General features: G+C 70.1%; 18 protein-coding genes. 10 read left to right on the top strand and 8 right to left on the bottom strand.

From position 1 onward, the window contains the following. Positions 1 to 95 precede the first annotated feature (95 nt). The gene (gene lexA / locus AB0G10_RS41160; protein ID WP_360935292.1) at positions 96 to 749 is read left to right on the top strand and encodes a transcriptional repressor LexA; all 654 of its coding nucleotides are present in this window, start codon (positions 96 to 98) and stop codon (positions 747 to 749) included. A gap of 495 nt (positions 750 to 1,244) precedes the next feature. Here lexA and AB0G10_RS41155 read toward each other — a convergent pair whose 3' ends face one another. After that, positions 1,245 to 2,591, bottom strand: a complete 1,347-nt coding sequence (locus AB0G10_RS41155) for a GGDEF domain-containing protein (RefSeq protein ID WP_360935289.1) — start codon at positions 2,589 to 2,591, stop codon at positions 1,245 to 1,247. Between the two features lie 150 nt (positions 2,592 to 2,741). Between AB0G10_RS41155 and AB0G10_RS41150 the strand changes: the two genes are divergently transcribed. The 5 genes from AB0G10_RS41150 (at position 2,742) to AB0G10_RS41130 (ending at position 8,399) form a co-directional block, all read left to right on the top strand. Next, the gene (locus AB0G10_RS41150) at positions 2,742 to 3,707 is read left to right on the top strand and encodes an alpha/beta fold hydrolase (protein WP_360935286.1); all 966 of its coding nucleotides are present in this window, start codon (positions 2,742 to 2,744) and stop codon (positions 3,705 to 3,707) included. 48 nt (positions 3,708 to 3,755) lie between these two features. Next, complete coding sequence (locus AB0G10_RS41145; protein WP_360935283.1) at positions 3,756 to 4,121, top strand: nitroreductase family deazaflavin-dependent oxidoreductase; 366 nt, start codon at positions 3,756 to 3,758, stop codon at positions 4,119 to 4,121. A gap of 83 nt (positions 4,122 to 4,204) precedes the next feature. Further along, positions 4,205 to 5,353 (top strand): FAD-binding oxidoreductase, encoded by a 1,149-nt coding sequence (locus tag AB0G10_RS41140; RefSeq protein WP_360935280.1) that lies wholly within the window; start codon positions 4,205 to 4,207, stop codon positions 5,351 to 5,353. Positions 5,354 to 5,363: 10 nt separating this feature from the next. After that, positions 5,364 to 6,893 (top strand): aldehyde dehydrogenase family protein, encoded by a 1,530-nt coding sequence (locus AB0G10_RS41135; RefSeq protein ID WP_360935277.1) that lies wholly within the window; start codon positions 5,364 to 5,366, stop codon positions 6,891 to 6,893. 9 nt (positions 6,894 to 6,902) lie between these two features. Beyond that, positions 6,903 to 8,399, top strand: a complete 1,497-nt coding sequence (locus AB0G10_RS41130) for a sodium:proton antiporter (RefSeq protein WP_360935274.1) — start codon at positions 6,903 to 6,905, stop codon at positions 8,397 to 8,399. Positions 8,400 to 8,414: 15 nt separating this feature from the next. Here the strand turns inward: AB0G10_RS41130 and AB0G10_RS41125 are convergent, their stop codons facing one another. After that, positions 8,415 to 8,906 carry a hypothetical protein gene (locus AB0G10_RS41125; RefSeq protein WP_360935272.1) on the bottom strand — a complete coding sequence of 164 codons (492 nt, stop codon included), beginning with the start codon at positions 8,904 to 8,906 and terminating at the stop codon, positions 8,415 to 8,417. Positions 8,907 to 9,065: 159 nt separating this feature from the next. Here AB0G10_RS41125 and AB0G10_RS41120 point away from each other — a divergent pair, with 159 nt between their 5' ends. Both AB0G10_RS41120 and AB0G10_RS41115 read left to right on the top strand, forming a co-directional pair. Continuing rightward, positions 9,066 to 9,644 carry a permease-like cell division protein FtsX gene (locus tag AB0G10_RS41120; protein ID WP_360935269.1) on the top strand — a complete coding sequence of 193 codons (579 nt, stop codon included), beginning with the start codon at positions 9,066 to 9,068 and terminating at the stop codon, positions 9,642 to 9,644. Next, the gene (locus AB0G10_RS41115) at positions 9,641 to 10,225 is read left to right on the top strand and encodes a SigE family RNA polymerase sigma factor (RefSeq protein ID WP_360935266.1); all 585 of its coding nucleotides are present in this window, start codon (positions 9,641 to 9,643) and stop codon (positions 10,223 to 10,225) included. The genes AB0G10_RS41120 and AB0G10_RS41115 overlap by 4 nt, the downstream gene beginning before the upstream one ends. Here AB0G10_RS41115 and AB0G10_RS41110 read toward each other — a convergent pair. Both AB0G10_RS41110 and AB0G10_RS41105 read right to left on the bottom strand, forming a co-directional pair. Then, on the bottom strand, positions 10,222 to 10,983 hold the full coding sequence (locus AB0G10_RS41110; RefSeq protein ID WP_360935263.1) for a L,D-transpeptidase family protein: 762 nt from the start codon (positions 10,981 to 10,983) through the stop codon (positions 10,222 to 10,224). The genes AB0G10_RS41115 and AB0G10_RS41110 overlap by 4 nt on opposite strands. 39 nt (positions 10,984 to 11,022) lie before the next feature. After that, positions 11,023 to 11,292, bottom strand: a complete 270-nt coding sequence (locus AB0G10_RS41105; RefSeq protein WP_360935260.1) for a hypothetical protein — start codon at positions 11,290 to 11,292, stop codon at positions 11,023 to 11,025. A gap of 157 nt (positions 11,293 to 11,449) precedes the next feature. Here AB0G10_RS41105 and AB0G10_RS41100 point away from each other — a divergent pair, with 157 nt between their 5' ends. Both AB0G10_RS41100 and AB0G10_RS41095 read left to right on the top strand, forming a co-directional pair. Further along, a complete protein-coding gene (locus tag AB0G10_RS41100) occupies positions 11,450 to 13,417 on the top strand; it encodes a cellulose binding domain-containing protein (RefSeq protein WP_360935531.1) in 1,968 nt (655 codons plus the stop codon). A gap of 73 nt (positions 13,418 to 13,490) precedes the next feature. Continuing rightward, the gene (locus tag AB0G10_RS41095) at positions 13,491 to 14,003 is read left to right on the top strand and encodes a GNAT family N-acetyltransferase (RefSeq protein WP_360935257.1); all 513 of its coding nucleotides are present in this window, start codon (positions 13,491 to 13,493) and stop codon (positions 14,001 to 14,003) included. On the opposite strand, the gene AB0G10_RS41090 is transcribed toward AB0G10_RS41095, so the two are convergent. From AB0G10_RS41090 to AB0G10_RS41075, 4 genes are all read right to left on the bottom strand, one after another. Further along, on the bottom strand, positions 13,996 to 15,198 hold the full coding sequence (locus AB0G10_RS41090; protein WP_360935254.1) for a pyridoxal phosphate-dependent aminotransferase family protein: 1,203 nt from the start codon (positions 15,196 to 15,198) through the stop codon (positions 13,996 to 13,998). The genes AB0G10_RS41095 and AB0G10_RS41090 overlap by 8 nt on opposite strands. A gap of 62 nt (positions 15,199 to 15,260) precedes the next feature. Continuing rightward, entirely contained in the window at positions 15,261 to 16,226 is a 966-nt protein-coding gene (locus AB0G10_RS41085) for a DUF2510 domain-containing protein (RefSeq protein WP_360935252.1), read from the bottom strand. Between the two features lie 260 nt (positions 16,227 to 16,486). Then, positions 16,487 to 17,884 (bottom strand): ATP-binding protein, encoded by a 1,398-nt coding sequence (locus AB0G10_RS41080; protein WP_360935249.1) that lies wholly within the window; start codon positions 17,882 to 17,884, stop codon positions 16,487 to 16,489. A 111-nt stretch (positions 17,885 to 17,995) separates the two neighbouring features. Next, positions 17,996 to 19,471: a DHA2 family efflux MFS transporter permease subunit gene (locus AB0G10_RS41075; protein ID WP_360935246.1), complete on the bottom strand. Its 1,476-nt coding sequence runs from the start codon at positions 19,469 to 19,471 to the stop codon at positions 17,996 to 17,998. Between the last annotated feature and the right edge of the window lie 94 nt (positions 19,472 to 19,565).

Genomic DNA, 19,565 nt, shown 5'->3' with positions numbered 1-19,565 from the left:
CGACGGTTCGCGGTGGTCGTACTCGTTTCCGCCGTTCCCGCCCTCGTCAGCGTGCCGCGGCGTGCTCGTATCGGGCGATAAGGCAAGATCTCGGGGTGCACCTCGACGATTCCCCGCTCCACGACACCTCCGCGCTCAGCGACCGGCAACGCAAGATCTTGACGGTCATCCAGGAGTGGGCGGTGAAGTACGGGTACGCGCCCTCCACCCGCGAACTCAGCGCGGCGGTGCGCTTGTCGCCCTCCACGGTCGGCAGGCAGTTGCGGCTGTTGGAGGAGTACGGTTTCCTGAGCCGCGGAAGTTCGCTGACCCGTCCGATCGACGTACGGATGTTCCTCGACTCCGACAAATCCGAAATCTCCGCGGATAACGTCAGCGTGCCGCTGGTCGGCACCATCGCGGCCGGCTCGCCGATCCTCGCCTCCGCCGACACCGCCGCCGACGAGGAGATGCTCAACCTCCCCCGCGACCTCGTCGGCAGGGGAACCCTCTTCAGCCTCCGCGTCCAGGGCGACTCCATGATCGACGCAGCGATCTGCGACGGCGACATCGTGGTGGTACGCCAGCAGCCGGACGCCTACAACGGCGACATCGTGGCCGCCATGATCGACGACGAGGCGACGGTGAAGGTCTTCCAGCGCCGCGGCGGTCACGTGCACCTCGAGCCGCGAAACCCCGCCTACGACGTGATCGACGGCGACGAGGCAGTGATCCTCGGCAAGGTCGTCTCCGTCCTGCGTCGGGTCTAGGGTCGCTTGTTGCAAAAGCTTTGCAACTGCGGGAGCATACGTCGAGGAACGGGTGTTGCTTGGCCGTGACCCGTCGTTCCGGCTCCGAGGGCGCTCCGGCAGGCGATGATCCAGCAAGCCGGGGCGCCCTTCGCCGTCTCCGGTCAGCCCATCGGCACCCAGAAGGAAACGCGACTCCAGGCATCCTAGGAGGCTAGGTCGCGGCCCTGCGACTGTCACTGAGCGGCGGGCTCGCCGGAACGCAAGGTTGGCGGCATCCTAGGAGACTAGGTCGCGGTCCTGCAGCGGTCGCCGAGCGGCGGGCTCGCCGGGACGCAAGGGTAATGGCGTCCTAGGAGGCTAGGTCGTGGCCCCGAGGCCGAAGGCGGGAGCCAGCCGCGAGCCAGCCGCGATCCTCAAGGGCCGACGGCGGGAGCCTCGAGGGCCGAAGGCGAGAGCCAGCCGCGAGTTCCGAGGGCCGAAGGCGGGAGCCGGCCGAAAGCTTCGAGGGCCGACTCAGGCTGCTCGGGCTGACTTGCCGGCGTACATCGCCGCGTCGGCTTCGGCCACCAGCGTGTCTCGGTCGAGAGCGGAGCCGGGCGGCGCCGAGGCGAAACCGACGGTAACTCCGATCGACACGACCCCTATCGAGAGCGACATCGGCAGGCTCAGCGTCTCGCGGATCCGGGCGGCCAGTTCGGACGGGGAGCCCTCCTCGCAGACGACCAGGAACTCGTCGCCTCCCAGTCGGCCGACCACATCCGCGGGGCGGGTGACCGCTGACAGGCGGGCGGCGACGACCTTGAGGGCCTCGTCGCCGACCAGATGGCCGTACCTGTCGTTGATGGGCTTGAAACCGTCGAGGTCGCAGAGCAGCACGGAGACCGCGGAGCCGCCGGCCAGCGCCCGGTCGATCGAGGCCATCATGTGGCGGCGGTTGCGGAGGCCGGTCAGCTCGTCGTGGGTGGCCTGGTGAGCGAGGGTTCGTTCGGCCTGTTCGCGCTGGACCGCGAGCCGATGGAAGCGCAGCAGCACGAGCGGGATGACCAGGAGGGTGCCCACCGGGAGCATGAGGCTGGCGGTGTCGGTTCCGCGGAGGATTTGTACGACGGAGAGCAGCGGATTCACGCAGAGCGCCACGGCCAGCCAGAGGAGCGTCAACCGGCTCGTGGCGGGCGCGGCCGCACCCCGCAGCGGCTCGGTCACCGCGGCCGCGTCGCGCTGGATCGGGGCTCCGGCGATCGTGAGGAACGCCATGAGCAAGGGCTCGGGCCGTCCCGTGACCAGCGCGGTCAGGGTGAGCACGGCCGTGAGGAGCAGGTAGACGATCGAGTCCCGGCCGGGGCCGCGCGCGACGCCCATCCGGACCAGGCAGCCGATCACCCCGGAGATCGCGAACACGTCGATCATGAGGAGCAGGAGGCCGACGGGTGACACGTCCGCCGGCAGATGCGGCTGCACACCCCACACCCAGAGCGGGCCGCCGGCGCAGAGTCCGAGCAAAGCCGCGTCGAGCAGACCACTGGCGTCGGAGGCGAGGCGGCGGCGCAGGGCCATCGCCGTACCCATGAGGAAGAGCCCGTGGGAAGCGGAGAGGGTGAGTTCCGCGGGTGTGCCCTCGGCTCTGCCGAGGTGACCGTCGAGCCAGCCCGGCCAGGTGAGCTGGCCGATCAGCAGCAGGATGAGGCCGCCGACGGAGATCAGCCACGGCCGGTGGCGGGGCAGGCGCCGGCTGGCGAGCGCGTACGCGAACGTCAGGAGCGGCGTCGCGACGATCACCAGCTGCACGACCGGCCGGCCGTCGCCCGCGATCACGTAAGTGATCATGGCGGCGGCCGCGAAGAGCAGGAAGAACGCGCGCATCCTGAGCTTCATCGGCGGGCGGGGCGCGGGGTTGAGGCCTATCCGTCGGAGGAGGAATGATCCGGGGGTGGAGAGCCTGCGCTTCGCGCGTACCGGGGACGGCGTGACGATCGGCTATCAGAAGTTCGGGCGGGGCCGGTCCTCGTCTGGATGCCGTCGCTCAGCAACATCGTGGCGCAGTGGCGGATCTCCTGGCTGCGAGCGGCGTACGAGGGCCTCGCGCAACACCTCACCGTGATCCTCTACGACGGCCGCGGCACCGGCAGCTCGGACCGCGACATCGACCTCGGCGACCTCGGGGTGGAGGCCCACCTGCGCGACCTGCGGGCGGTCCTCGACCACGCCGGCGTCGAGCGGGCGTCGCTGCTCGGCTACTACCACTCGGTCGCCACGGCGATCGCCTTCGCGGCCCGCAACCCGTCGGCGGTCGAGCGTCTCGTGCTGTTCGGCGGGGCGCCGCGGATGCGCGAGGCGATGCGGCCGGCGCAGACGAGGGCGCTGCTGTCCCTGATCGACCAGGACTGGGGGCTGTTCGCCGACGCGGCCGCGACCGCCTGGCTCGGCTGGGACGCGGCGCCGTCGGGCCGGTGGACGGCCGAGGCGTTCCGTACCGCCACCACCGCCCCGGTGGCCCGGGCCTGGTTCGACGCGGCCGAGAAGATCGACGTCACCGGGGAGCTGGCCGCGGTCCGGGCGCCCACGCTGGTGATGCACCGCCAGGGCGAGCAGCAGATCGAGCCCGAGGTCTTCCGCCGGCTCGCCGCGGCGCTGCCCGACGCCCGGCTGGTCGAGCGCCCCGGGTCGACGCCGACGCTGTTCATGGAGGACCCGGCGACCGACCTGCGGCTGATCACCGACTTCGTGCGGCCGGGCCTCGCCCGCCAGGAGAAGCCGGCCGCCCCGGCTCTGACCCCGCGCGAGAACGATGTGCTGAGCCGGCTGGCCGCCGGCGACTCGAACGCCGAGATCGCCCGCCAGCTGGGCATCGCCGTCCATACCGTGGAACGCCACCTCGGCAACCTCTACCGCAAGATCGGCGCCCGGGGCCGGACCGATGCGGTGCTCTACGCACTGCGCGCGCGGGAAGGCATGACGGAAAACCGCCACACCGGCTGACGGATCCCGGGGAAGTGCGCCATCCGGGCGAAGCGGGACGATGGGCGCATGAACCTCGTCCGCGCCACCACGCCCACCGTCGTGAAGCTCGCCGGCCGCCGCTGGTCGCCCTGGGCGGTCGTGCACCATCGGGGCCGCAAGTCCGGACGCGATCTGGCCGTCCCGGTCGTCGTCATCGCGACCCCGGACGGCTTCGTCATCAACCTGCCGTGGGGCGCCCGCACGAACTGGGTCCGCAACGTCCAGGCCGCCGGCTCCTGCATCATCACGTCGAAGGGCACCGACCACCGGGTCACCGACCCGCGCATCCTCACCGAGGAGCAGGCGAGACCGTACTACTCCCGCATCGCATGGACGATCGCCCGCCGCTTCTTCCCCGCCGACGCCTGGCTCCTGCTGCGCCGAACGCCTTGACGAAGCCGACGCTTCAAAAGCCGCACGCCTTGATTTATCACCCCCGCGCGGATGAGGATCACGGGAAAGGCTGGAGGACCGTGATGCCCTCTTCCCCCCTGCCCTCCCGCGCCGCCGTCGTGATCATCGGCGGTGGGGTGATGGGGCTCAGCACCGCCTATCACCTGGCCAAGGCCGGCGTCCGGGACGTGGTGCTGCTCGACAGGAACGCCTTCGGATCCGGCTCGACCTGCAAGGCCGCGGGCGGGGTCCGGGCGCAGTTCTCGGATCCGGTCAACATCGCGCTCGGGGCTCGCAGCCTCGAGACGTTCGCCGACTTTCCGAACAGATTCGGTCAGGAGATCGACTTCAAGCGGGTGGGCTATCTCTTCCTGCTCGACGATCCGGGTGACGTGGCGGCGTTCGAGGCGAACGTGGCCCTGCAGAACGACCTGGGCATTCCCTCGCGGATGATCGGTGTGGCGGAGGCGAAACGGCTCTCACCCCTGATCGCCACCGATCATCTGCTGGCCGCCGCCTACTCCCCCATCGACGGGCATTGCACGCCGGAATCGGTCATCCTCGGCTATGCCACGGCGGCCCGCCGGTTCGGCGCGACCCTCGTTCCGCACTGTGCCGTGACGGGCCTCGAGCACGATCAAGAGCTTTTCACCGTACGGGCGGAAGCCGGCACCATCACCACACCCACCGTGGTGTGCGCGGCGGGCGCGTGGTCCGCCGAGATCGGGAGGTGGGCCGGCGTCGACCTGCCGGTGACCCCGTTGCGCCGGCAGATCCTGACCACCGAGCCGGTCGCCGGGCTGGATCCGCACACGCCGTTCACCATCGACTTCGGCACGACGTTCTACTTCCACGGCGAGGGCCGCGGGCTGCTGCTCGGCATGTCCGATCCGGACGAGACGCCCGGTTTCCGGCTGGACCGCGACGACGCCTGGCTGCCGGGACTGGCCGCCGCCATCGAACGCCGGGCGCCGCGGCTCGCCGACGTCGGGATCGCGAGCGGATGGGCGGGGCTCTACGAGAACACCCCGGACCACAACGCGCTGATCGGCCGGGAGGGGAACTTCCTGTACGCGACCGGCTTCTCCGGGCACGGCTTCCTGATGGGCCCGGCCGTCGGCGAGGTGATGCGCGACCTCTACCTGCGCCGGGAGCCGTTCGTCGACGTCAGCGGATTCAGCGCGGACCGGTTCACCGCGGCCGGCACCCGCCCCGAGTTGAACATCGTGTGAAGGAGACGCCGTGACCAGCCTGCCATCCGCCGAGGATCTGCGCCGCCGCGCCCGGGACGCCGCCGAGCAGTGCGGCGTCGACCTGGACGCGGTCGCCGGAGACCGCCCGGTCACCTCACCGATCAACGGGGAGCCGCTCTTCTCCGTACGCATGCACTCGCGAAGCGACGCCGAGCAGGCGGTGAATCGCGCGAATGACGCCTTCCGGGTGTGGCGGACCGTGCCGGCGCCGGTGCGCGGAGCCCTGGTGCGGCGCTTCGGCGAACTGCTGCGCGAGCACAAGGAGGATCTCGGAACGCTCGTCGGCCTGGAGGTCGGCAAGATCACCTCGGAGGCCGCCGGCGAGGTGCAGGAGATGATCGACATCTGCGAGTTCGCGGTGGGGCTGTCCCGGCAGCTCTACGGGCGCACGATCAGCTCGGAACGTCCCGGCCACCGGCTCATGGAGACCTGGCACCCGCTCGGCGTGGTCGGGGTGATCAGCGCGTTCAACTTCCCGGTGGCGGTCTGGTCGTGGAACACCGCGATCGCGCTGGTCTGCGGCGACCCAGTGGTGTGGAAGCCGTCCGAGGCCGCCCCGCTCAGCGCGCTCGCCTCGGCCGCGCTGCTGGACCGCGCGATCGCCGAGACCGGCGCTCCGGACGGGCTCAGCCAGGTGCTGATCGGCGGCGCCGACCTCGGTGAGGCGCTCGTGGACCATCCCGGGATCGCGCTGCTCAGCGCCACCGGATCGACCCGGATGGGACGGGCGGTCGGGCCCCGGGTGGCGGACCGGTTCGGCCGCTCGCTGCTGGAGCTCGGCGGCAACAACGCGGCGATCGTGACACCGACGGCCGACCTCGAGCTCACCACCCGCGGGATCGTGTTCGCGGCGGCCGGCACGGCGGGGCAGCGCTGCACCACGCTGCGGCGGGTCATCGCGCACGAATCCGTGATCGACCCGCTGGTGGAGCGGATCTCCGCGGCCTATCGCACTCTCGCCATCGGCTCACCCCTGGAGGCCGGCACGCTCGTCGGCCCACTGATCTCGGATTCCTCGTACAAATCGATGCAGGACGCCCTGCAGGCGGCGCGGCAGCAGGGTGGGCGGATCGTCGCAGGCGGCAATCGCCGCCTGGCGGAGGAGGCGCCGGGTGCGTTCTATGTCGAGCCCGCGATCGTACGGATGAGCGAGCAGACCGACATCGTCCGGCAGGAGACGTTCGCGCCGATCCTGTACGTGCTCCCCTACTCCACGTTCGAGCAGGCCGTCGCCATGAACAACGACGTGCCGCAGGGCCTGTCGTCGAGCGTCTTCACCGGTGATCTCGCCGAGGCCGAGCGGTTCCTCGGGCCGGAGGGCTCGGACTGCGGCATCGCCAACGTCAACATCGGCACCTCGGGCGCGGAGATCGGCGGCGCGTTCGGCGGGGAGAAGGAGACCGGCGGCGGGCGCGAGTCCGGTTCCGACGCGTGGCGGGCCTACATGCGGCGGGCCACCAACACGATCAACTTCTCCGGGTCGCTACCACTCGCCCAAGGAGTCAAATTCGACATTTAGGATAAATCGGTGAACGGCGTTCAGCTCCTACTCATCGTCGGCGTGGGCATCGCGGTCACCGCTGTGGCCCGGCGGCACCGGATCGAACCCGGCTGGGTGATCGTGGTGCTCGCGGCGGCGGCGTCGTTCATCCCGGGCGTGCCGCGGCTGGAACTGGAGAGCGAGCTCATCCTCGCCCTGGTGATCCCGCCGCTGCTCTACTCGGCGACCCGGAACGCGCCGGTCACCGCCTTCCGCGCCAACCTCAAGGCGATCATCTACCTCGGCGTGGTCACCGTGGTGCTCACGGCCGCGGTGCTCGGCTGGCTCTCCTCGCTGCTGCTGCCGTCGATCGGGGTCGCCGCGGCGTTCGTGCTCGGCACCGTCCTCGCGCCCCCGGACACGATCACGACGGTCTCGCACGGCGACGAGATGGGCCTGCCGAAACGGGCCACCTCGATCCTCACCGGGGAGAGCCTGGTCAACGACGCGACGGCCCTGACACTGTTCACCATCGCGATCGCGGCGGTCAACGGCGAGCACGCCACCTGGGGCGGCGGCGTCGCGGCGTTCTTCCGCAACGCGCTGATCGGGATCGCCATCGGCGGCGGGCTCTCCACGATCACGCTGCTGATCCGGCGCCGGCTCGGCAACCCGACGCTCGAGACGTCGCTGGTCCTGCTGCTGCCGTTCACCGCCTTCCTGATCGCCGAGGAGCTGCACGCCTCCGGCATCCTCGCCGTCGTCGCGGCCGCCTTCGCCGTGACGATCAACCTGACCCTCGATCCGAACTTCCAGTACCCGGGCGGATACCGCACGCGCCTCCAGGAGGAGCAGGTGTGGAAGACGCTCGACTTCCTGCTGGAGACGTTCGTGTTCGCGTACATCGGCCTGCAGCTCAAATGGGTGATCTCCTCACCCAACTCGGCCCGCACCCTTGTCGCGGCCTTCGTGCTGCTAATCGCAGCGATCGTCGTCCGCCTCGTCGCCGTCTTCGTTCTCTTCGGCCGATGGCGGTTGCGCTACGACCGGATCCAGCGCCGCGCCGCCTCTTTCCGCTCCGCACGCCGGCCTCCTCCCCCGTCCTGGAAGGAGACCACCCTCGTCGGCTGGACCGGTATGCGCGGCATCCTCACCCTCGCCGCCGCGGCCGGCATCCCCGAGCACACCGCCTCCGGAGCCCCCTTCCCCGGCCGCGACGCCATCCAGGCCATCGCCCTGATCGTCACCCTCGGCACGCTGCTGATCCAGGGCACCACGATCGGCTGGCTGGCCCGCCGCCTGAAATTCGACCTGACCACCGAGCGCGCCGAATACCGGGCGATGCGCGCCCGGGGCCACGCCCTGGTCGAAGCCGCCCGCCGGGAACCGGACGCCTCCCTCGACGGCGTCGACGCTGTTGACGCCTCCTTCGACGCGCAGCGCGCCGCCGTCGGCACGGCCGTCCGCGACCGGGTGATCAGCGAGGAGGTCGCTCGCGAACTGATCGAGGACCTGGACCTGCGGCAGGCGGCCCGCCACACCTGACGCCACCATCACCGATCAGGCTGGCGGCAATAGCTCCGCCTGAGCCGGATCAACAATCCAGGGAAGGGGCGCGAAGTCGCAGGATCGGAACACAAGGGCGATGGAGTCGACATTCGTCTTCACGACCGGGAACGACCCGTCGTGCGTTCGCTCGTGTACACGCCGGATCAGGGCGGCGAACGCCCGAAGCTCCTGTCTAACCCCCTCGCCGGCGACGGCTGCCGCCGCGTCGACGGTGCAAGCCGTATTCACCATGGCTTCCCTGAGCCGGTTCGTCGCTTCGACGTCGTGCCGCGACAGAGCATCCGCAAGCCTGTTGAACTCACCGATGATGTTCGCGGCTGCCGAACGACTACCTCGGGGCTCTCGCGCGGCTCCCGGGTGATCGATGCGGCGGTGGAGGCGCTCGGGCGGTACGGGGCGTCGGTCAGCGGGTCCCGGTCGCTCAATGGGACCGCCGCCCACGTCGGCTTGGTTGAAGGACAACCTCCCGGCGCCCTGCCACACGGGTGTACGAGAGGGGCCGCGGGAAGGTATCGCGCCGGAAACACGGCTCGCGAGGGTGTGACCTGAACGGTGGTCCAGCCAGTCCTATCAAGCAGAGACCCGCGGACATTGAGGAGAACTGCTGTGGAACCGGACCTGTGTAGGCGCTTCGAGGTGGCGGTGAGTGCTGATCCCGGCGCTGATCCGGGGGAGATGGCTCGGGTCGCCATGGTGGAGGGTGGGCGGATCCGGCAGCGGCGGCGGATGGGGGTCGCGGGGTCGGCTGCCGCGGTGGTGGCTGTGGCGATGGCTGTCGGCTTTGCGAATACGACCGTGCGGGACGGCGGGGGCGGCGCGAAGCCGACGGACCTGGTGGCCGCGGCCATGCGACCGCCGGCGCCGGAGTGTTCGCCGGATCCGGTTGCGGACGGGGCCACCGATGCGGTCATCTATCTGTCCGAACCCACCGATCGGGAGCTGGCCGAGGTGGGTCGCGAACTGGAGGGGGACTCGCGGGTCGGGGCGCTGGTCTTCGAGAGCCGGGGAGATGCGTACGAACGGTTCGTGGCGCTGTGGGCGGACAGCCCGGACTTCGTGGCGGCGGTGCGGCCGGAGTCGCTGCCCGTGTCGTACCGGTTGAGGCTGAACGACCGGGACGCGTTCGCCGGGTTCAGCCGGGAGTATGCGGAGAAGCCCGGCGTCGCGCAGGTCGTCGGGCGGGTCTGCCCGGCCGGCGCGCCGGTCGGAGGGGTTCTGTGACCGAGACCGTGACGCAGTACCGGCCCGCCGGCGACGCCGGCAAGGGTGACACCGGCAAGGGAGGCTGGGGTGCCGGCCGCCGGCGCGCCAAGGCGGCCCGGGATGCCGAGTTCACGGCGTTCGTCGAGGCGGCCGGCACCCGGCTGCGGCGCAGCGCCTACCTGATGTGCCGGGACTGGCACCTGGCTCAGGACCTGGCCCAGCAGACCTTCGCCAAGATGTACGCGGCCTGGCCTCGCCTGCGTACCGGGACGAATCTGGAGGCGTACAGTCGCAAGGTCCTCATGAATTTGATCTTTGACCAGCGGAGACGGCGGAGCGCCTCCGAGGTGGTCGTGGCCGAGCTGCCGGATCATGCGGGGCGCGCGGACGGCTCGCCGGAACTGCGGCTGGCGCTCGTCGAGGCGCTGGCCCGGCTCAGCGTCGAGGATCAGGCGGTGCTGGTGCTACGGCACGCCGAGGATCACAGCATCGAGACCGTCGCGATGATCCTCGGGGTGTCGGAGTCGGTCGTGAAGATGCGCACCGCGCGGGCACTGACCAGGCTGCGCGCCCTGCTCGGCGACGATCTCGACGATTAAGCCCGCTTGAGGTCCGAGGAAGGGGCCATCACGATGCGGGGCTTCTTCGACGGCTTGAGCCACTTCAGCAGCCTGACCATGTTCGCCCTGCTCACCGACACGCAGCCGGCCGTCGAGCCCTTGCCGCTGGCGTGCAGGAAGATGGCCGAGCCGCGCTTCGTGTTCGCCGGCTTGGACGCCACGTACTGCTTGCGCTTGGCGTCCCAGCGCACCCCGGACGGCTTGTTGAAGTTGATGACGGCGGCGTGGGCGTACTGCTTCGGATAGGCCGCCAGCCGTTCGGCCTGGGAGACGCGCCAGGTGCGCTTGGCCGAGGCCGACGGCTGGAAGAGGTTGTACGTCTTCGCGTCCCGGTTGTCGCCGGCCCAGTAGTCGTTGCCGTCCACCTTGCGGTAGGGCAGCGCCGTGCCCGGATCGGCGCGCACCCCGAACGCCTGCGTGATAGTGAACGTCCCGGCCGGCGTCTTCCCGGTGTCCTGCACGCGCTTCGACGCCCACACCCAGCCGCCGTACCCGATCCGGGCGCTCATCGAGCCGAACACCTGAGTCCACTTCCCGTTGGTGCCGCGCTGATAGGCGCGCACCGTCGCGTACGTCGACTTCCAGCTCCGACCGCTGACGACGATGAGCTGCTTGGCGTTGCCGACGTGGCTGAGCCCGGCCGGGAGCCCGGCGGCCGCGGCCGGGACGCCGGGCATCAGGACGACCGCGATCAGGAAAGCCACCAGCGACGCCAGGACCCCCGCGAGCCTTCGCATGCTCCGATCCTCGCGGATCAGGCCCTGGAGCGCCACCGATCAGTCGCCGCCTCCACCGCCCCCGCCACCATCGCCGCCGCCTCCACCGTCACTGCCGCCACCGTCGCCCCAGCCGCTCCACCACGAGCCGCCGTCATCCGAGCCGTGATGTGAATGTCCACCGCTCGAGTCGGACCGCCGCGAGCGCCTGGCCGCCGCGCGATGCTTCTTGAGCTGCTTCTTCACCGGATTCTTCCGATGCGTGTCGATCGAATAGACGATCAGGCCGACGGCGCCGATCAGCAGCACCACGTATGCGGCAATCACCATGCGCCTCAGTGTGGACCATCGCCACCACCTGCATTGACATCCATCATTTCGAGGGCCGACCATTGGGAGCGCTCCCATCCCTCCGCACCCCACGGAGACTCCATTGAGAACCTGGAACCGGTACGCGAGCGCCGTCCTGCTCGCCGCCGCAACCGCCATCGCCCCATCGAGCGCCCAGGCCGCCGCCGCAGCGACGAGCACCCGCGTCGACATCGACGTCCGGGCCGGGCTGGCCACCGTCAGCGACGTCGCCGTCGGCGTCAACCACGCCATCTGGGACTCCCAGCTCGGCACCCCGGCCGTGTCCGGCCTGCTCAACGACGCCGGCGTGACGATGCTGCGCTACCCCGGCGGCTCCTACGCCGACATCTACCACTGGGAGGACCACACCGCGCCCGGCGGCTACGTCGCACCGGACACCGACTTCGACACCTTCATGGCGGGCGCGCAGGCCACCGGCGCCGAGCCCATGATCATCGCCAACTACGGCACCGGGACCGCCGAGGAGGCGGCGGCGTGGGTCCGGTACGCCAACATCACCAAGGGCTACGACGCGACCTACTGGACGATCGGCAACGAGAACTACGGCAACGGTCACTACGGCTCCGCGTGGGAGGCCGACGACCACGCCGACAAGAGCCCGAAGGAGTACGCCGAGAACGTCGTGGCCTACGCCGAGGCGATGAAGGCCGTGGACCCGAGCATCAAGATCGGCGCGGTGCTGACCATGCCGGGCAACTGGCCGGACGCCATCGTCGGTCCCGGTGACCAGGGCAGCTGGAACCAGGAGGTGCTCACCCGCGCCGGATCGGTGATCGACTTCGTGGACGTGCACTGGTACCCCGGCGGCAGCACGCCGGCCGAGGCGCTCACCAAGCCCGCCCAGATCCAGGACGCGGTGCAACTGCTCAAGAGCCAGATCCATTCGTACGCCGGGCGCTCCATCGGCATCAGCATGACCGAGACGAACGTCGATACCGGGCGCAATACTCAGCCCGGCGCGCTCTTCCTCGCCGACGTCTACAGCGGACTGCTCGCCCAGGGCGTCTTCACCGTGCACTGGTGGAACGTGCACAACGGCCTCGGCACGGTCTCCGAGATCGAGGGCCAGACCGACTACGGCGACTACGGCCTGCTGTCCAGCGGCAACTGCAACGCCGACAACTCGGCCTGCCAGCCGCCGCTGAACACGCCGTTCGCCCCGTACCACGCGCTCTCGCTGGTCGGGGACCTCGCCCGGCCCGGTGACCGGTTCGTCGGCGCCGGCACGAACAACCCGCTGGTCAGCGCGCACGCGGTACGCCGGGCCAACGGCGACCTCGCGGTCCTGCTGATCAACAAGGACCCGGACAACAGCCAGACGGTGTCGCTGAACTACCACGGCTTCACGCCGGCGAGCGGCACGCCGGTGGTGTCGGCGTACGGCAACGGTGACGACGCGGTGGCGACGGGCCCGGCGGGGACCTCGTCCGCACAGACGCTTCCGGCGTACGGAATCTCGCTCCTGACCCTGAAGGCGCAACCCACCGCTGGCGTGGCGCCGAAGGCACCCGCGCAACCCACCGTGACCGTTACTGATCGCACCGCGACGATCAGCTGGCCGGCCACGGCGAGTGGGGTGAAGTACGAGGTGTACCGGCAGAACGGCGGCGCGAGCGAGCTGTGGGGCGAGACCACCGGCACGTCGCTGACCGCGCGCAACCTCGATCCGGGCCGCCGCTACACGATCAACGTGGTGGCGCGGGACGGCGCCGGGCGGCTATCCCCGCCGTCGCCGCCGCTGACCTTCACGACCGGCACGCCCGCCTCGTCGTCCTGCACCGTGACGTTCCGTGACACCAACGATTGGGGCAACGGCTATGTCGGCCAGGTCGACATCGTGAACTCCGGCACCCGCCCGACCGGAAGCTGGACGCTGACCTTCGACTGGCCGACCGGTTGGCAGAGCCTGAGCAGCGGCTGGAACGCCACCTGGACCCAGGAGGGCCGCACCGTCCGGGTCACCAGCGACGCGAGCCTGGCACCCGGAGCGTCCACGTCGGTCGGGTTCGTCGGCTCCTACAGCGGACCCAACGTATTACCGTCCGTGTTCACCCTGAACGGCACTATTTGCACCACGGCATAGAAAATTAATCACGGTCCGGGTGCCCTTCCGGCGCCCGGACCGTTTTAGGGTGGGCTGCGTGCCAGGAACATCGTTGACCGCCGTTGTCCGCCAAGCCGTCCCGGCCGACGCCAGCAGCATCGCGAGCGTCTGCTCCCGGGCCTACCGCGACGCCTACCGCAACGTGCTCCCCCAGGGATACATCGAGCGCAGCGTGACCGAGTTCTACAACGAGTCCCGGGTCGCCGAGGACATCGAGGCGTCCTACCCGGAGTGGTTCGGCTACCAGGTGATCGAGGAGGACGGCCGGGTCGTCGGCGCGGCCGGTGGCGGCATGACGAGCGCGACCGCGGGCGAGCTCTCCCTGATCTACCTGGAGTCGGCGGCGCGCAACCGCGGCTTCGGCACCCTGCTGCTCAACCACGTGACCGACCGGATCCGCGCGGCCGGCGGCACCGAGATGTGGGTCTCGGTCTTCCTCGGCGACAGCGCCGGGATCGGGTTCTACCGGTACCGCGGCTTCGAGCCCCAGCAGACGGTGCGGGCGGCGCTCTCCCGCGCCGACGACCACATCAGCGCCCTGCGCATGGTGCGCCGGCTCAGCTGAGCTCCACCGGCGGCAGCGGCCGCGGCGCCCTCGGCGTTCCCAGCAGGTCCGCCACCCGGGCGAAAGCACCGATCACCCGCTCGGCGTGACCCTCGTCGTGGGCAGCCGTGAGCGTCACCCGCAGCATCGCGCGGGGCGTCGCCGGCGGGCCCACGAGGTTCACCACGACACCGGCCCGCTCGAGGCCGGCCCAGAACGCGCCGGCCGCCGCCATGTCCGGGAACGGCACCGGCACGATCGGCGTGGTCGACGGCCGGGTGTCCAGACCGATCGCCCGCAGCCCGTCGTGCAGCAGGCGGGCCAGCCGGCGCAGCCGCTCCCGGCGCTGCGGTTCGGCCTCGAGGATGTCGAGGGCGGCCAGCGCGGCAGCGGCCGAGGCGGGTGGCAGGCCGGCGGAGAAGACGAGCGACCGGGCGTTGTAGCGCAGCCGTCGCACGTTGGCCTCAGGTCCCGCGATCACGCCGCCGGTCGAGCCGAGCGCCTTCGAGAAGGTGGCGGTGATGAGGTCGGCCCCGGTGCCGATTCCCGCGCCGCGCGGGCCGAGCACGCCCAGGTCGTGGGCGCTGTCGACGACCAGCTTCGCCCCGAACTCGTCGGCGAGGTCCCGCAGGCCCGCGACGGGAGCGACATCCCCCTCCATCGAGAAGACCCCGTCGGTGACGATGAGCAGCCCGCGTTCGTCTCCTGCCGCGGCCTCCAGTCGTCGCCGGAGATGACGGAGGTCGGCGTGCCGGTATGACCGGATCGTCCCCTCGCCGAGCCGCAGCCCGTCGATCAGCGAGGCGTGGTTGCGGGCGTCGCTGAACGCCACGTCCGCCGGCCCCAGCGCGGCGGCGATCGCGAGGTTCGCCTGATAGCCGGTGGTCGTCACGGCGGCCGCCTCCTGCCCGAGGAAGGCGGCCATCCTTTCCTCCAGGCGTTCGTGCAGGTCGACGGTTCCGTTCAGCGGCCGCGATCCGCTCACCGACGCCCCATAGCGCCCGAGCGCCTCCACCGCCGCGTCGATCACCCGGGGGTCGCGGGAGAGCCCGAGGTAGTCGTTCGACCCGGCCAGGACCACCTTGCGGCCGTCGAGGATCGCGAACCCGTCGCCGGTCCACCCCTCGACGGCCCGGAAGTAGGCGTCCACGCCGTGCTTCTTCAGCGTGGCCTCGGCGTCCTGCAGCCCACCCTTCGCGAACGGATCGACAACCATCTACAAGGGATACCAGGTGGACGCTTCCTGAGCAGTCCCTTCAGCGACCGCTTGCGGTCAGCTCAGGCGCAGCGAGCCGGGTCGGCGGGCGGGCTGACGGCCTTGACCGAGCCGCCGACCGAGGAGTCGTACTCGTACCACGCGCCGCTGCCACCGGCGTTCGTGGCGCAGATCCGGTAGGTGTAGGAGGAGGTGGGAACGTAGTACAGCCGCGTGCTGTCGGACAGGGTGATCGTCTTCGCGGAGGCGCCGAGGGTCACCTGCGGGGTGCCGCCGTCGCTGTTGTCGGCGGCGACCGCCGTGGCCGGATAGCTGTTGCCCATGTCGGTGTAGTACTGCTCGACCGCGCTGATGGCGCCCCGCACGTCGGACTTCGCCGACTCGTCGGCCGTGCCGGCGGTGACGCCCGGGTCGGCACCGAGCCGGCCCGTGGCGGGCAGGCCGCAGGACCGCTGCATCCGGCTCAGGTTCTCCAGGCCGGCCAACGCGATCTCGTTCATGCGGGCGGCCATGACGGCGTCGACAGTTCCGGTGTCCTCATAACCGGCACGCAGAAACGTCGCCATGCTCTCCAGCGCATCGGCGAAGCCCACGCCCGCGTCCTTGAGCTCTGCGTCGAAGACGAGCCGCCCGGCGAGCGTGCGGATTCGCCCGGCCGCCGTCTCGATGCGAGTCAGTTGGTCCGCGTCGTCCCCGCCGGCGCCGGGCAACAACTCCTCACCGCTGATGATGCCGCAGAGCTCGGACTCGGCCGAGGAACTGACCGCCGCCGCGGCAGCGCCGCCGCCCAGCAGCACCACCACGGCCGCGGCCCCGGCGATGACACCGGCCAGGCTCGACCGTCCGCGATGCCGGGGGCCCGCCGCCGGCGGCCTGCCGTGCGTCGCCTCCGCGGCTGCGACCGCGGGAGGGCCCACAGGCTGGACGAAGTCGGTCCACCGCTGCCCATCCCACCACCGCTGGGCGGAGGCGTTGCCGGGATCGGCGTACCAGCCGGCGGGGAACTCCTGCGGCGGGATGTCACTCATGGGAGCCCTCCATGGCTGTCCGGATGTTGCTCCAGCCATCGGTTCCCGGAGTTCGTTCTTGAGGGTTGTGCCTTGGAGGATCGCTCAGGTGTGGCGGGCCGCCTGCCGCAGATCCAGCTCCTCGATCAGCTCGCCGCCGATCGCGGGGTTCGCCTGGCAGCTGGTCGTGGCCGCCGCGGACTCCTGGCAGCCCACCCTTCGCGAACGGATCGGCGACCACCCACGAGAGGTCCCAGAGGTTCTGATATCCGGGTGGCTCGTCATGCGTCCCTCAGCCGCATCACTTCTGCCATCACGTCGACGTGCGGCCCGGTGAAGTCCACAACGAAGCTTCCCGTGGCCGGCGGGCCGTCGGCGTTCGTCGCGGTAGCGGTCCAGCTTGCGACAACGGGGTCCTCGTGGCTGGTCGAGGCGATGACACACCAATCATCAGCCAGCACGACTTCACCGTGAGGGCGAAGGTCCACGGGCGGGAACGTGAGCATCACGCCGGAATCACGTCGTACTTCGACAGAGAAGTGCATGCTCGGTGGCGGTCGCCACAAAGTGGCCATCTGACCGAATTGCATACCTAGAATCATGTCGTCGGTTCGGAGCGGACGAGGCCCCCAAGAGCGAGGCCGTTCAGGCATCAACTTCTCGAAGTCGAAACCTGGCGGGTTTTGCTCGTATTCAGCCGCCTCGACGCCGTCCGGCAGTGTGATCGCCACCTGTACCTGGTGAAAATTCTTCGTGGTGGGATTCGTCAGCACGAACCTCGGCGGCCTGATGAAGCGAGCCGCCAGCTTTTGCATCATCGCGGGCCAACGCTGGGCGATCGCTCTGGCATACTCCTCGACCTCCTTCTCGAACTCGATCGGCGTCCGGTGCTCAGGGATCTGCTGAGAAAAGACATCTCCGAGGCTTGAGGTAATCGCTCGTGGCCGTATGAATGCCTTCACCTGACCGTCTCTGACGCTGCTCTCGTGTTCCTCGGGGAATCGTGTGTCAGGAAGGTCTCGCAGTAGTCCCTTACGCCGTTCGTGGAGCACCATGTCCAAGTCCGACTGCATCCAGCGGTAACGGCTCAGGGGCTGGGGATAGCGAACGCCGACCGTCACGTTCAGTGGTGTGCGGATTCCGGCCGCGAACCTTTCGGCGAGCCGGTCAATATCGTCGGCGGCTGCAGGAACGGATCGGGCGAGTTTGCGAACGTAGGCCGTGCCGCTCCTGATGTTCCCGAACTCTTTGCGGAAAGTGTGTATCCTATCGCCCCACTGCGGAGCGGCGACTTCAATGATGAGGACCGGCTTTCCGGCGTACTCGGTCCAGTGCGGCTCCCAGATGGGACCTTCGGCGCCGACGTAGGGTGAGATCAACTTGTCAAGATCGGCATTGTCGACCTTGGTTACGCCGTGGACGGCGCCCGGCTCCAGGCCGATGATGAGGACGCCGATTCCGCCGGTAGTCTCTGCTGCTCTATCAGGGTTTCGATTCGCGAAAGCGATGATCGCCTTAGCGACGATGGTCGCCATGTTCTCTTTGGAGCGCAGGTCGAGACGGGATTTCCATTCGAGCCACGTTTTCTCGTCGCTCGGGTCGGCCCGGTAGACAGCATCAAGTAGGGAGAGCCACTCGGAAATTCTTCGAGGCTGGACCGAGGAGTCGAAGTCGAGCACCTGCTGACGGTACCGAGACAGGCGGTCACTCGAAGTGTCAGGTGTGGCAGGCTGCCTGCCCCAGGTCCGGATGGCTCGACAGGCTCGCGAGCCAGCATGGCAGCGGGTGGGTCAGCTGGAATGAGCGGCCGGACGCCCACTGACCGGGCGCATCGGAGGGCTGCACGGGTCGCAGAAGGAGTTGGGGTCCGTGGCGGGCTTCTCCAGGCGGCCCGGGATCAGGAACCACGCCAGCACCGCGCCGGCCGTCATCAGCGCCGCGCAGATCAGCATGACGTTGCGGTAGACCGGGGAGAGGGTCGCCGGGTCGGTCAGGTTGCCGGAGCCGAGGCCCGCGGCCAGCGGCAGGACCGCGACGGCGAGGAGGCCGGCGGCTCGGGCCACGGCGTTGTTCACGCCGGAGGCGATGCCGGCGTAGGAGTCGTCGAGGGAGCCCAGCGCCGTCGCGGTCAGCGGCGCCACCAGCAGGGACAGGCCCAGGCCGAAGACGATCACCGGGGGCAGGACGTCGGTCCAGTAGGAGGCGCCGGCTCCTACCGTGGAGAGCCATCCGAGCGCTGCCGCGCAGACGATCGGGCCGAGGGTCATCGGGATGCGGGGGCCGATGCGCTGGCCGAGCGCGCCGGCCCGGGCCGAGAGCAACAGCATCAGGATCGTGATGGGGAGCAGGGCGATGCCGGCCGCGAGCGGGGAGAAGCCGGCCACCACCTGGAGGTTGACCACGACCAGGAAGAAGACGCCGCCGTTCGCCGCGTAGACCAGGAAGGTCACCAGGTTCGCGCCGGTGAAGGCCGGGGTGCGGAACACCTGGAGCGGGAGCATCGGGTGGGCCGAGCGGCGTTCGGCGGCCACGAAGGCGGCCATGCCCGCCACGCCGACGGCCAGGGAGATCAGGACGACGGGGTCGCCGGGGCCGTGCGAGGGCCAGGCCGTGAAGCCGTACGTGAGGCCGCCGAGACCGACGGCGCCGGACAGCAGCCCGGCCGCGTCGAAGGAGCGGGCCGCCTGCGGGTTGCGGGACTCCGGCACGTGCCGGGCGGTCACCCAGAGGACCAGCGCCGCGATCGGCACGTTGATCAGGAAGATGTAGCGCCAGCTGCCGATCATCACGAGCCAGCCGCCGAGGAACGGGCCGAGCGCGCCGCCGATGCCGCCGAGGCCGGACCAGGCGCCGATGGCCCGGGCCCGGTCGCCGGGTTCGAACGACGCTTCGAGGATGGCGAGCGCGCCCGGGGTGAGCAGCGCGCCGCCGATGCCCTGCAGGACCCGGGCCGCGATGAGCAGTTCGACGGTCGGCGCGAAGCCGCAGAGCAGGGACGCCGCGGCGAACCAGCCGACGCCGATCAGGAAGAGCCGGCGGCGTCCGAAGCGGTCGCTGAGCGAGCCGCCGAGCAGGATCAGCGCGGCGAGGCTGAGGGCGTAGCCGTTGACCGTCCACTGCAGGCCGGCCGCGTCGGCGCCGAGGTCACGGCCGATCGCCGGCAGCGCGATGTTGACGACCGTCGCGTCGATGAAGGCGAGGCTCGAGCCGAGGACGGTGGCCAGCAGCACCCAGCGACCGGCCGCTGACTTGTACTTCAACGACATGCGCAAACCCTAACGGCACAGGCCGCGCACAGGGCTCTCCGAGGTTCCTTTGAGGTTGAGCGGACACCGTTCCATCGACGTTCATCTATCGGCA

The organism is Actinoplanes sp. NPDC023714, assembly GCF_040639855.1.
GTDB lineage: Bacteria > Actinomycetota > Actinomycetes > Mycobacteriales > Micromonosporaceae > Actinoplanes.
This window is presented reverse-complemented; position numbering and strand designations above follow the sequence as displayed.